At 58.3% G+C, this 12096-nt stretch carries 14 protein-coding genes; 1 reads left to right on the forward strand and 13 read right to left on the reverse strand.

Going from position 1 to position 12096, the window contains the following annotated elements:
* Window positions 1–34: 34 nt before the first annotated feature.
* The gene (locus N5D53_RS20315; protein WP_347881668.1) at window positions 35–394 is read right to left on the reverse strand and encodes a helix-turn-helix transcriptional regulator; all 360 of its coding nucleotides are present in this window, start codon (window positions 392–394) and stop codon (window positions 35–37) included.
* Between the two features lie 122 nt (window positions 395–516).
* On the opposite strand from N5D53_RS20315, the gene N5D53_RS20320 reads away from it, so the two are divergent.
* Entirely contained in the window at window positions 517–744 is a 228-nt protein-coding gene (locus N5D53_RS20320; RefSeq protein ID WP_279840688.1) for a hypothetical protein, read from the forward strand.
* Between the two features lie 94 nt (window positions 745–838).
* Here the strand turns inward: N5D53_RS20320 and N5D53_RS20325 are convergent, their stop codons facing one another.
* From N5D53_RS20325 to N5D53_RS20380, 12 genes are all read right to left on the reverse strand, one after another.
* A complete protein-coding gene (locus N5D53_RS20325; RefSeq protein WP_279840690.1) occupies window positions 839–1276 on the reverse strand; it encodes a single-stranded DNA-binding protein in 438 nt (145 codons plus the stop codon).
* Window positions 1273–1782: a DUF3158 family protein gene (locus N5D53_RS20330; RefSeq protein WP_279840691.1), complete on the reverse strand. Its 510-nt coding sequence runs from the start codon at window positions 1780–1782 to the stop codon at window positions 1273–1275. Before N5D53_RS20330 ends, N5D53_RS20325 begins: the two co-directional genes overlap by 4 nt.
* Window positions 1779–2534, reverse strand: coding sequence for a PFL_4669 family integrating conjugative element protein (locus N5D53_RS20335; RefSeq protein ID WP_279840693.1), 756 nt, complete (start codon window positions 2532–2534; stop codon window positions 1779–1781). The genes N5D53_RS20330 and N5D53_RS20335 overlap by 4 nt, the downstream gene beginning before the upstream one ends.
* Window positions 2535–2685: 151 nt before the next feature.
* Entirely contained in the window at window positions 2686–3906 is a 1221-nt protein-coding gene (locus tag N5D53_RS20340; RefSeq protein WP_279840694.1) for an STY4528 family pathogenicity island replication protein, read from the reverse strand.
* The gene (locus N5D53_RS20345; RefSeq protein WP_201173481.1) at window positions 3900–4451 is read right to left on the reverse strand and encodes a DUF2857 domain-containing protein; all 552 of its coding nucleotides are present in this window, start codon (window positions 4449–4451) and stop codon (window positions 3900–3902) included. Before N5D53_RS20345 ends, N5D53_RS20340 begins: the two co-directional genes overlap by 7 nt.
* A 16-nt stretch (window positions 4452–4467) precedes the next feature.
* Window positions 4468–6003 carry a ParB family protein gene (locus N5D53_RS20350; RefSeq protein WP_279840696.1) on the reverse strand — a complete coding sequence of 512 codons (1536 nt, stop codon included), beginning with the start codon at window positions 6001–6003 and terminating at the stop codon, window positions 4468–4470.
* A gap of 14 nt (window positions 6004–6017) precedes the next feature.
* Window positions 6018–6896: a ParA family protein gene (locus tag N5D53_RS20355; protein ID WP_279840697.1), complete on the reverse strand. Its 879-nt coding sequence runs from the start codon at window positions 6894–6896 to the stop codon at window positions 6018–6020.
* A 4-nt stretch (window positions 6897–6900) separates the two neighbouring features.
* Window positions 6901–7116, reverse strand: a complete 216-nt coding sequence (locus N5D53_RS20360) for an AlpA family transcriptional regulator (RefSeq protein ID WP_279840703.1) — start codon at window positions 7114–7116, stop codon at window positions 6901–6903.
* A gap of 113 nt (window positions 7117–7229) precedes the next feature.
* Window positions 7230–7967, reverse strand: coding sequence for a hypothetical protein (locus N5D53_RS20365; protein WP_279840698.1), 738 nt, complete (start codon window positions 7965–7967; stop codon window positions 7230–7232).
* Window positions 7968–8862: 895 nt separating this feature from the next.
* Window positions 8863–10299, reverse strand: a complete 1437-nt coding sequence (locus tag N5D53_RS20370) for an alanine/glycine:cation symporter family protein (protein WP_279840699.1) — start codon at window positions 10297–10299, stop codon at window positions 8863–8865.
* A gap of 83 nt (window positions 10300–10382) precedes the next feature.
* On the reverse strand, window positions 10383–11192 hold the full coding sequence (locus N5D53_RS20375; RefSeq protein WP_279840700.1) for an alpha/beta hydrolase: 810 nt from the start codon (window positions 11190–11192) through the stop codon (window positions 10383–10385).
* A gap of 90 nt (window positions 11193–11282) precedes the next feature.
* The coding region (locus N5D53_RS20380; protein WP_279840701.1) for a LysR family transcriptional regulator at window positions 11283–12096 on the reverse strand (814 nt) is incomplete at its 5' end.

The following is a 12096-nucleotide window of genomic DNA, read 5'->3' on the forward strand; positions in this document are numbered from 1 at the left end:
ATTGGCCCGAGGGGAAAGGAGGGGAGTGCGCGGATCAGCGCCGGGCGAGGTGGGTGGCCAGTTGGCGCAAGTTTTCCACGGCATACAGCCGATCGTCTTCATTCAAGTCTTGCAACAGCTCAGCGATCACCAGCCCTTGATCGAGAGGCCGGCTGCTCGCGGCCAGCAACAGTTCGTCTGCCGTGCATTTGTAGATGTCCGCCAACCGTAGCAGCTTGCTCACTGACAGGTCGACCTGGCCCCGCTCCATGCGAGAAATGGCCTCGCTGGTTACGTGCAGCCGCACGCCTACTTCTTCCTGCGTCAGATTGCAGGCAGTGCGGACCTTGGCCAATTGGCGGCCAATATGATGGCGTAGGCTAGGCTTCTTCGCGGGCAATGGGGCGCTCTCCAATTCGACCCATATGGTTGACCATCAACCCGCGCATATGAACGCCTCATAAGGTTGACTATCAACCTTTTGAGGCGTATCACCCCAATAAAGTGCAGTTGCCAACTCTCGTGGAGGGTAGGGACATGAACGAAAGCAAGGACGGTGGGGCCGAGGCTCTGCAGTTGAAGGCGTACGAGTTGTTGCTGGCCACGCACCTGGAGCCGGACAACCCTGACGCTCGCACCCGGCTTGAGGAATGGCTGCGCGAAAGCCCCGAACACTGGCGCGCGTTTCGCGCTTTGGATGAACACCTGGAGCAGGCCTCATTGCTGCTGGCCCATAGCCGACTGGCGTCATCATCGCGCCATTGAGCAAGCCCTGCGGCATGTACCGCGCTCGGTGGGTGGCCGTGCTGAACCAGCTGCACGCTGGCTCGGCCAGTCCACCGAGTACCACAACATCACCCTACTTGCGCGGGCTCTTCTTGCTCGCGGGTTTGCGACGAGTGCTGGCGCCGTCGCCTTTGCCGCCGTCCTGGTTCTTCTCGCGCATGGTCACCGACGCCAGACGGTGGGGCAGGATGCCAATGCGCCGGGCCTCGACCTTGAACGTCACCCGCGCGTTGTCCTCGCTGTCCTCCCACTCTTCTTTGACCGTACGGCCCTCGACCAGGATGCGCATGCCCTTTTGGAACAGGGTGCTCCAATGCGCGGCATCACGGTGCCACAGTTCGACCGGCGCCCAGTAGCCGCCGCGGTCCTCGTAGTTGCCGTCACGCGGTACCGGGTTGTCGAAATACACATTGAGCCGCAGCAGGCGACGCGGCTCTTCGGGGTTGGTGTTGAATTCCTGAAACTCAGGGACGCTGCCGATGTTGCCTTCGCCAACAAATAACGTGCTCATGGGACTGACTCCGGGTGGGGGGAAACGGAACTGCCGAATGCGACCTCGGCGTCGAGTAACTGATTGGCGGAAGCCGAGGCCTGGCGGTGCAGTGAGTGCAGGCTGCTCATTTGCAGGTTCAGCACCACGCGGTTGACCTCCAGTTGGTGCAGCGCCTCGCGCACGGCAGGTGCCAGGTGCGGCTGCTCCATCGCCTGCTTCCACACCTCGGCGCCCATGCGGCTGAAGTCACGGCTGCGCCAGCGTAGAAAGTCCGTGCCGGCTGCGCTGTGCTGCACCACCAACCGCAGGTCCAGCAGTGAGAAGGGCGGCTGCGCCACGATGGCCAGCATGCCCGCCATCAGCCCGGCGACCTGGGTACGTAGGCGCAGGATCGATTCGGCGAACTGCTGCAGCTCCCCCTTACCCTTAAAAGGCTTTAAAAGACCTTTTAGGGAGGCACCCTGTTCAAGCTGACGATAAGCATCCGTTGAAAAGCGCCGTGCGATGGCCTCGGCGAGGGTCATGCGTCACCGCCTTCCGACGCGGGCGGCGGGATCAGGGGCTCATCGGCAATCTCAGACGGCGGTGTGGCCAGGTTAGAGTCCATCGCTTGCCGCAGAATGGGCGGAGCAAAGCGGGAGCGGCGCGTGCCCTCCAGGACGTCCTGCGGGGGTAAGCCGAACTTGTCCACGGCCTCCCGCGCGCGGGCGTTGTTGGCCGCCACGTCGTCGCGGCTGACGCCGGCCAGGCGGTAGCGCTGGGCCAGGCCGAACACGCTGCGCAGCAAGTGCGCGCCGCGGTCGATCCAGATCTCCATGTCGCCCCGGCCAATCAGCGCGGTGTGGTGCGCCAGCAGCACCCGCCGCACCAACGTGTCGTAGTCGGTCAGCAGGTAGACGGCGAGAAAGCCCAACTGGCTGCCGATGAACAGCGGCAGGGTCACTGGATGGATATTGAGGTTGTCGCCGACATCGACCTGCGTGGGGAGACCGCGCTCCACCAGGCTGACCTGCTCGGTCAACGTCTGCAGATCGGCCTTTGCCTGCAGCAGCTTGTCTTCGAGTTGCAGCATGAACCAGTCGGCAAAGGGATCGTCCTGGCTGCTGGCCTGCTTGAGCAGGTTGGTCACGCTGATGTAGCCGGCCATGCCGAGGATGCCATGCACGCCCTCGCGGGCGGCACGTCCCTGCCACAGTCGCGCGGCATGGTGGGTGTGCAGGGTGAGCGTGATGCTGCTGCGCAATGAGCCCAGGTTGAGCTGGTAGTGATCGACCATCGCCGGATCCTCGCCGTTGAACTGAGGCAGACGATGAGCTGTGTCATCGCCCTCGGCGTGGATCAACGCGAAGGTGCTGGGCTCGCATTTTCAAACAGTGGACGTCCGTGGATTTGATCACACTAGGCATCAAATCCACTGTGTTCCGACGCTAGGTCGATGCAGCGGGGACGCGGCAACGCAATTTGAGTTCTTCCAGGCAGGCGAGGGCAAGTGGTGAGGCGGTGCGCTGCTCGCCGGGCTGCCGACGCTCGCGAGATGGTTCAGGTTCCGGCACTGCAGTCGGCGGGCGCCGAGGTGTGTGCTCAGGGGTAGTCGTGTCGGTGCGTGCGGCCCACAGGTTGAATTCGCCTCGGCACGCCCGCTTGATCAACCCCATCAGATAGGCGACTGGTTTTCGGATCTCGCCACGGGCGCAGCGCACCGCCGCTTCGTTGATTACCGCTTGTTGCTGTTCTGGCTCGAGCGGGCGCATCGCCTGGGAGGCCATGCGCCGCTCGGCAGGGCTCAGTTTGAGATCCTCTGGCCAGCGCGCTCGTCCGAACTCCACGTGCGCCAGTACTGTACTTTTTTTGTTTTTGTCTTTCTGTACTGTACGGCCGTCGTCGGCATTCCGAACGGCAGCGGAAACTGTGGACTTGCCGCAGGATTCGGAATTCCTTGCCGGGGCCCTAAAATTCCGAACCGGGTGGCATTCACCGCGTTCGGAATCCGCCGTCTGTTCCTCTATCAGCGGCAGCGAGTGCTGCTGCGCCACGGGCGGGGTCGTCGCAAGCATGGCCTTGTCAGCAGCGGCGACCTTGGGATCAGACTGGATATCTGCGATCACATGCTCGGCGACATCCCTGACACCCTTGGTGGCATGGGTGAGGTTCTGCAGCAGCAGTGACCGGTAGCCGCTGTCGAGCTCAAGCTGCTCGGCCGCCGTCAACGGATCTCCGTGCAGCACATAGACGCAGCCACGCAGACAGCCCTGGGCATCCCGCGAGCGCTCGACCAGGCTGAGCCAGCGGGTGCTGCGCAGGACATTGAGCGCCCGGGCGACCGTTTCACGGGAGGCCTGGGTACCGCAGGGGCTGGTGGCCAGGTAGGGCTGAAGGTCTTGATAGCGGGGTGTCTGCACCTTCCGCTCGGTAATCAGCCAGCGCAGGACCTGCCAGGTGTTGCGCTCCAGCGGCGTGAGGCGGCGGTCGAGCAACAGCTTCATCGGCAATGGATCGTTGTCGCCATAGTAGATCGTGCGGATCGGTGCCTCGGCAGCAGCGACCTCTGCCAGTTCTGCCTGCTCGGCCTGCCATTCCAAGCGCCGACGGAGTGCGTCGTAGCACTGGCGCACGACGTCCTGCCAATCGACCTCGTAGAAGCTCAGCATGGGGCGCCTCCGTACAGCTCGATCTGTTGCCAGATCAGCGTCAGGCTGATGTGCTGCTCTTCAGCGAGCATCATCATCGCGTCGAGGGGATCATTGTCCGGGTCTTCCTCACGCAACTGGCTCCAGCGGTTCCACACCGCATGCTCCTGCGCCTCGGTGAGTTGTACCGGTCGACCGCGGTGGGTTTCGATCTTCAGTACCCGGCGGCGCAGGGCGGTTTCCGAATGGTCCAGGCCGAAGCAGCGGTACATGATGCTGGAGCTGGCGCCGAGCTTCAGTGCCCGGTTGATCAACCGCTCGTTCAGTTCGTCCCGTTCGGCCTGGGCGATGAGCCGTCGCAACACGGTAGTGTCGACCTTGATTTCGACCCAACTGATCGTCGAATGGGCCAGTTGGGACAGCGTTGTCGGCGGTAGCGACTGCAGCACCTCAATGTCCTCATCCGCCAGGCCGAGTGCTTTGCAGCGTTGCAAACGCCCGTGGCGCAGCTCATGCAGCACCTGGTTCAACATGGCGTGGTTTAGCAGGTTGAAAGTCGTGGTCATGAGGTGGCTCCTCACGTTAACGAAGGGTCGACAGCGTGGTATCGATCAGCTGCCGAGCATGGCGGATCAGGGCAAATAGCTGCTCAAGCTGTTGGTCTGGCAAGCGCTCGAGGCCAATGGTCAGAGCCGGGCGTTCGGCAAACGGCAGGTCGTAAGCGCCGATCAGCAATTGCCCAAACAGGGCGGCTGGCAACTGCTGGCGTTGCGCCCAGGCCACGTCATCCTGCAGGCGCAACAGCGCCGAGAGCAGCAGTTGGACGCCCGTGCGTCGAGGGGTGAGCTGGGCGTCCTGGTCCAGAGCGAGGATGAAACCGAGGCCCTCTGCTTGCCGAAGCACCAGGTCGTTGGCATCGGCGTAAACCGCCAGGTACTGCGCCAGCTGGGCACAGCGTTCCCGCAGGCCGTCGATGTCATCGGTAGCTCCAAGTCCGGAGTACGCCGGTCCCCTGGTCCTTCGGTCTGACTCATCGACCTCAGATGGCGCGGTCCCGGACGATTCGCTTCCCAGCGCTTGCAGGATGTGCGGCAGTCGAGGTTCCGAATTGGGAGCATTTTGAACACTGGCCACGGCTGGTTCATCCTTCAGCGACTCAGAAACTTGCTCTTTCTCGATAACCTGAGTCGCTGATGGTGCCGGTCTGGGGTTTGCGTTTTGTTGGGATAGGCTGGGCGTTGGCGGTGCCGGGTTCAACATCGCGCGGCTATCCTGGTGGATGTCCAGCGTCAGCACTCGTGGCGATTGATTCAGGTACACCGCCATCTTGGCGATGAGCTCATCCTGTAGCTCGCTGGTATCCAGCTCGGGTTTCTCGTCATCGAAGTCGGACAGCACCTCCATCCAGAGCAGCGCGAACTGCTGGGGCTCACCTAGATACTGATTCCAGGTCGACTCGGCTCGGCGTCGCAGGGTTAACACGCGTTCAATGTTGGGTTTACCGAGGCCTGCATAAAGGACCTGGGGAATGGAGGGTAGGAGAAACTCGAGCGCATCGAACATGCGGCTGATATGCGACTGAGAAATGGGGTAGCCACCCTTGCTCAAGCGGGTGGCGAGCTCACGTTGGCTGAGGGACTCGTCTGACTCTTGGAGCATGCCCAACAGTTTCGCGACCGCCAGCGCCCGCTCGATGAATGTCAGTTGCCCGTGCAGATCGCTTTCGGCTAAATGCCCGAGCAAGGCATGCGATTCTGATTGCCAGGGGCGGAACAGGCAGTTGAGACGAAAGAAACGCTCCTCACGGGTCTCCTGCCACAATTCGCCAAGGATGCTCAGGCGGGTGTTGCCGCCGTTGCGGATGATGAAGTGCTGCTCGCTGGGCCGGCGTGTAATGGATGGCGGATGGTCCAGACCCCGTTCACGTATGGAGGCTTTGATTTCGTCGTACAGCGGGTTGCGCACCACGCGAGGATTCAGTTCGTAAGGGCGCAATTGCTCCAGCGTAACGACCATTGCCGTTTCACCGACCGGGTTGGCCGGCTGTTCTCGGCTCTTCTGCGGGAAGTGCGCCTGCTGCAGTTGTCGGGTGACGTCTTCGGAGTTTGGCGGTTTCATATCGCATCCTCCGATCAACTATTCCCAGCCAGTTGACTGCGGTTGACATGCGCTTGCCGGCGGCCGTTCACGGTCGCCAGGCAGAGCTTGTCCGCCCAATCGGGAAACAGCTCGATCGCCAAACTGGTCATGATGGCCGCTGCGCAGCGGCTTCGGCTACCGAGTGGAGGCGTGGCTTCGACACGGTGCACCGGCAGCCCCAGCGACGCTGCGTTGAGGTACGCGACGCGGTCCGGGATGACCGTGTCGCAGACGCTGACGTGAGAATCGCCTTCAAAGGTGGTCTGCAGGCTCTGCATGATCAAGCGAGTGTCGCGGCGGTTGGCATTGACCTGATTGAGCAGCAGCTTCACCGACGGTAGTGCCACACCCAAATACCGGTAGGGCTCCAGCTCTTCAAACAGTCCTAGCGTGCCACGCCGGAGTTCGCGCGCGGCAAGCATCTCCGGGGGGAGAGGACACAAGGCGCAATCGGAAGCAAGCACGGCCATCTCCACCACCACGCTGCGCGCCCCTTGGGTATCCACGATCATCACATCGAATTGATCGGCGAACGCTGGCAGCAGATTGCGCAGGCGCAGCCGGCCATCGGCGGCATGCAGCAACAGGGTGCTCAAGTGGCCCGCTCGGTCGTTGGAAACGATCAGCGACAGGCGCGGAATGACCGTGGCCGTGATGATCTGCTCTGCATCGGTAAGCCCTTCGGTAATCAGCTCGTAGCACCCGACCTCACACGGCGCACGCAAGGCGTAGTAGCTCGACAGCGTCGGCTGACTGTCCAAGTCCAACATCAACACTCGGAGGCCGGCGTCGGCGAGCAGGCCGCTGAGATTGGCGGCGACCGTGGTCTTGCCAGCCCCACCTTTGGTCGAGATCAACGAGAAGACTTTCATGATCTCACTCCCCGGTGGAGAGACGGTCTTGTACCCACTGCTCGATCTCGAGCGAATCCCAGCCGACAGCGCGTGTGCCGATTCGCCGGCACTGGGGAAACTGACCGGATTTCATCAGGTTGTAGATGTGCGAGCGTTTGAAGCCGGTTTTCTGTTCAACCTCATCTCGCCGCATGATGTGGCGGTCGGCGGAAGGGTTCGTAGGAGCTGTCGGTTGCATCATGTCACTCCTTAGCACCGAATGGCGCGTGGTGGGATGTGACATTCAGTCAACAACTGGAATCGCTGAAAGTCATTGCCAGGCAATCGCTCGGATTGCCTGGCAATTGCGGCTCATTCCCGCCCGGCTTGGGCGAAACGGCGTCGAGCTTCCGCAAATTTCCGATCAAGGGTACGTTTCTTCAATCCCCGGACACCCGAGAAAAGCGTTGTCATGGCGTCTACGATCGCTGCCTGATCCTCGAAGATGGATCGAGGTAGACCCTTCTCCGACTTGCCCAATATGAGAGTGAGCAGAGCACCCACGATCACGTAAAGCAAAAGTGCGGCATTTTCAGATAGAACCCCGGATTTTGACTTGGGTGTTGGGGTTTTGGTTGGATCGTCGAACTCGGGTGAATCACGGTTGCAGAGCGCCGCATACGTTAGACGCAGGCGTTCGAGCTCTCGCAGCAGAACATCTCGATCCGCTTGAAGTGCGAGATGCACACCCAGGCTTACGCAAAGGGAATGATCACTCTTTCGGGGAAATAAAAAAGCAGGTTTTTCATGCGGATAGGTGCGAGCAAACCAACTGTACAGATCCGGATGGCGAATGGACCAATAGGCACGCTGCTCTGGGACGCTCAACCCAATAGGCCCCCCTAGGTAGGTTGCGGGCAACTCTCCGTTAACGATGGCGTCGCAAATGCGCTCAGCGTAGAGGTGGAGCGTGGGCCATTGGGGAAAATGCTTGAGTAAGCCGCCCGGATGTGACAGCTCTATTTGCAAAATTTCGCTTTCGTGGTCGGCGAGATCACACCAAAGGATCGCCGCATCGATTGGATGATAGGAATTTCTATACGCGACCATGGGACAGCCTCCTGCTGCGTTCATCCTAGAATCGCTGGCGAGGGCTGTTAGTTGCGTCCCTTGTCGAGCGAGCTTGAATTCATTGGATCGCCATTAGGATCCAATGTTGAAGACCCGTAATGGCTGGTTATGTTCAGTACCACAGGTGTAAACGCGACAGGTTTTGACAAAAGTGTCATGACTAATAACATTTCGTAATAATTATGTGGGCGCAGGGTGTTGTTCAAGCTAAGCTTTGGGGTTTGAAAATTTGCGGCGACTTCATGTGTCAGTTGCGCTTTATGCAATTCGAACATAGGCTCTAATAACCTGATAACTTATCAGGTCTACTATAATTAGGGGCAGGCGCTGTCTGTATCAGATCAGAAATCCCATAATTAAGACTAGGCTCTCGACGTTCAATTTTCTTTTCAGGCTTAGTTTTTGGGCCCAGGATAATAGGGTTTTACATTTTTTGATATTAAGCAATGCTCAGATTTGTCCCGATCAATTCGAGTGCGCTCTAGCTGGCGATAGTGTTCGGATAACTTCTTATGTGCCATTAAGAATGGTGTCAGTCGATTGTCTTTGATGGTCAAGTAGTAAGTAAGTGTTTTTGCGGATAGCTAGTCGGGCTGATCGGATGAACTATATGAGGTTTGTAAAGGATCGTTGTGTGGTTCAGGTAGAGGTTGATGCCCTCAATATGCTTAATTTCTTTCAGGATCTTTATTTTGATCCGCGTTATTCGATCCTGAGTCAACAAGTTAAATTTTTTGGTGGTTACGTCGAAGTGTAGATAGTTTTCTCCGAGAAAGTAGATTTGCTGAGTAGGTAACGGGCTTGCTTAATGTTGAACATCCAAGGTTACATAAGCAATGGGGCCACGTAATGGGCCCCATCGCCACAGCCGGATTTAGCGGTGGCTAACCACAACTGCTGGGTTATCTACGGGGGTTGGGGGGTGTTGAGCCCAGATACCCTGGTCGATATTCGTATCCTGAAAATCACTAGCTGTCAGGACGGGTTCCGTAACACCCGCTTTACGTTGCTTGTCGTAGTCTGCGAGCAGCCGGAGGCCAACCTTGCACAGTAGCGTCAGGGCGATCAGGTTTACCAAGGCGGAAAGGGTCATGGTGATGTCGGCAAACGCGAACACTGTTGATAGGTCTTCCATGGAGCCCCAGAGGATGAGTGCTAGCACGACTGTGCGGTAGCCCAGAAGAACCTTACGGCTTTCACCAAGGATAAACTTCAGGTTGTTCTCGCCGAGGTAGTAGTTGTAGAGGATCGAGGTAAACACGAACAATGCCAGTGCAGCGCTAATGAAAATGCGCCCCCAGTCGCCCACAACCGCAGCTAGTGAGTTTTGGGTCAGAACCAGACCGTCACCGGCAAAGCCGGCGGTGTAGAAGCCGGACAGCAGGATCAGCAGAGCAGTGCAGGTACAAATGACGAACGTGTCGAAGAATACGCTAAACGCCTGTACCACACCTTGAGAAATTGGGTGTCTGACCTCTGCCACTGCCGCCACGTTTGGAGCACTGCCCAGGCCGGCTTCATTGGCGAATACGCCGCGTTTGACTCCCATCACGATGGCGCTGCCAATGAGGCCGCCAAAAGCCTGGTCCAGGCCGAAGGCGCTTTTGATGATGGTCAGCAGCATCATTGGCACGTGATCGAACTGCAAAACAATCACGTAGAGTGTTACCGCCACGTAGGCCAGCGTCTTCACCGGTACCAACAGGTCTGCCACCTTCGCGATACGCTTAATGCCGCCTACAAACACCAGCCCCAACACGACGGCTAGGACGATGCCCGAATGAGTAGGATCGATGCCGAAGGCATTTTGCAGGGAGTGGGTTACGGCATGAGATTGCAGACCGTTGAATGAAAAGCCAAAGGTGACGATGAGCAAAATTGCCATCAGTACGCCGAGCCATCGCTTGTTCAGCCCGTATTCAATGTAGAACGACGGTCCGCCATAAAATTGGCCGCTGGCATCTTTACGCTTGTACAACTGGGCCAAGCTACATTCCATAAGCGTGGTCGCCATTCCAACCAGAGCTGTGACCCACATCCAGAAGACAGCACCCGGACCACCCATTGTTACAGCAACCCCAACGCCGGCAATATTGCCTGCACCTACCCGGCCCGCGAGGCTTAACATGAGCGCTTGAAACGAGCTAATTTGCCCTGAACTGCTGGTGAGACTGTCTTTGAAAACTTTAAACATGTGCAGAAAATAGCGAAGCTGCACAAAGCGTGTCTTGATGGTGAAATAAGTACCTAATCCGACGACCAGGACGATGAGCAGCTTTCCCGAAAGAAAACCATTGATGGCTTCGAGCATGGCGCAACCTCATTGTTATTTTTACTGGGGGTAGTGCAAGCTTCACGCGACCGACTCAGTCACGTGGTAAAGATATGATCCGCTTAGGCGCGGTCTTGCAAAGCCTTGATGTGCTTCCACATTAGGGCGGGATTCGAATACATCGGGAAGTGACCGCAATCAGGGATGCACGCCAGTTCCACGCCTTGTGCAGCGATATGGTCGAGGTAGGAGAGGTGTGAGTTGGTTATCCCATACATGTATTGGCGCGGGAAGGGTAATGCGAGAAACTTGTCCATCAACTGAACATTGTCGGACAAGTCCACCATCGATTCGAAAATACCACGCACTGCGCCGGTCCGTACTTTGTGCGCCAGGCTGGCGGCATAGAGTGCACTTGCAGGATCAGAAGCCAACCGGGTGCGATTGATAAAATCACGGAAGAAGCCCGCGTCGTCCTCACGATCATAATCATGAATCTGCCGACTCAGGAAGCAATCCTCAGGTGCGATATTGCCTTCGATATCTACGAAGCTTTGAATGCGATCAGGCTCTTCGTGAGCCAATACTAAGCCGGTCAGCCCCCCCATGGAATGGCCTACCAGGTGAAACTTGTCGATTCCGAAATGCCTGAGCACGGCCTGCGCGGTTTTCACGAGGAATGGGACGTTGATGCGCGAGAGGTCGGTACACTCGGTTTCACCGCAACCTGGCGCATCATAGGCAATGAAGGGGTGTCCATCGAAAGACGCTTGCAGCGTGATATCGGCGTAGTCTTCTTTGGTGGAACCGAAACCGTGGAGGAACAGGATGGGCGTTTTTAGCCCGGTGCGGTGTATCACCGCCAGATCGAGCTGTACGCCATCGATGTTCAGTGGGACTTTCTCGTACGTGAAGCGAGCTGCATGGGACACGGATACGAACTCCTATAACAGAGCCCCCAATGTTGAACGCGCCAAATGATTTGTAAAATACGAAGCCACGAACCCTGTCATACGCCCGGCCTATGACTGCAAATCCTGTCTTGCATGGTCGATCATTGCCTCCACCAATGGGTTTTTGTGCTCGCTATGCCAGGCCATGGCCGTGATCACCACTTTCACTTCGGGATGCAGGGGGCGGATAAGGACGTTCTCCGGCGCGAGTTTACCCATAGACGTCGGTACCAATGCGATGCCCTGTCCGCAACTGACAAAGGCGACTTGTGACGATACGGACCGCACCTGGTGGACGATGCGCGGTGCGAAGCCGCTGGCTTTACACTGCCCAACCAGGTAGTCGAAGTACACAGGACTCACATCCCGTGAAGCCATGACCAGGGTTTCATCCGCGAGGGCTTGTAGAGAGATTGACTCCCTGGCGGCCAAGGGATGGTCTTTGGGTAGTGCCACAGCCAGCCTATCCTCGGACAACGGCAAGGATTGAATATGTCGACCGAGATTCCCTTCCAGGCGTGCGAATGCAATGTCGATATCACCCGCCTCCAGTGCGGGTATGGCTTCCGCGCTATCTATCTCCCGAACCGATACCGTAATCAACGGATGGTTCTGTTTGAAGCGCTCGATCAACGGGGGTAGCACATCGATCATCGCCGATGTAATGGCCCCGATGGTCACCACGCCGGCATGGCCGGCGACGGCTTCGTGAACTGCCAACTCGAGTCGCTCCAGTTGATCAGCGAATTTCCGGACCGCGGGAAGAATCGCGGCGCCGGCGGCAGTCAGCTGTGCTCCGCGGCGAGAACGGGTAAAAAGTTGAACGCGTAGCGACTGTTCGAGCGCCTGGATCTGTTCGGTCAACGGCGGTTGCGACATACCT

Source organism: Pseudomonas sp. GD03862 (assembly GCF_029840855.1).
Taxonomy (GTDB): domain Bacteria; phylum Pseudomonadota; class Gammaproteobacteria; order Pseudomonadales; family Pseudomonadaceae; genus Aquipseudomonas; species Aquipseudomonas alloputida.

What these genes read in the sequence shown, in the direction of transcription:
- N5D53_RS20345 (WP_201173481.1), bottom strand. Translation starts at nt 4,451, where the DNA reads ATGACCACGACTTTCAACCTGCTAAACCACGCCATGTTGAACCAGGTG.
- N5D53_RS20360 (WP_279840703.1), bottom strand. Translation starts at nt 7,116, where the DNA reads ATGCAACCGACAGCTCCTACGAACCCTTCCGCCGACCGCCACATCATG.
- N5D53_RS20320 (WP_279840688.1), top strand. Translation starts at nt 517, where the DNA reads ATGAACGAAAGCAAGGACGGTGGGGCCGAGGCTCTGCAGTTGAAGGCG.
- N5D53_RS20370 (WP_279840699.1), bottom strand. Translation starts at nt 10,299, where the DNA reads ATGCTCGAAGCCATCAATGGTTTTCTTTCGGGAAAGCTGCTCATCGTC.
- N5D53_RS20355 (WP_279840697.1), bottom strand. Translation starts at nt 6,896, where the DNA reads ATGAAAGTCTTCTCGTTGATCTCGACCAAAGGTGGGGCTGGCAAGACC.
- N5D53_RS20330 (WP_279840691.1), bottom strand. Translation starts at nt 1,782, where the DNA reads ATGACCCTCGCCGAGGCCATCGCACGGCGCTTTTCAACGGATGCTTAT.
- N5D53_RS20325 (WP_279840690.1), bottom strand. Translation starts at nt 1,276, where the DNA reads ATGAGCACGTTATTTGTTGGCGAAGGCAACATCGGCAGCGTCCCTGAG.
- N5D53_RS20335 (WP_279840693.1), bottom strand. Translation starts at nt 2,534, where the DNA reads ATGGTCGATCACTACCAGCTCAACCTGGGCTCATTGCGCAGCAGCATC.
- N5D53_RS20340 (WP_279840694.1), bottom strand. Translation starts at nt 3,906, where the DNA reads ATGCTGAGCTTCTACGAGGTCGATTGGCAGGACGTCGTGCGCCAGTGC.
- N5D53_RS20365 (WP_279840698.1), bottom strand. Translation starts at nt 7,967, where the DNA reads ATGGTCGCGTATAGAAATTCCTATCATCCAATCGATGCGGCGATCCTT.
- N5D53_RS20350 (WP_279840696.1), bottom strand. Translation starts at nt 6,003, where the DNA reads ATGAAACCGCCAAACTCCGAAGACGTCACCCGACAACTGCAGCAGGCG.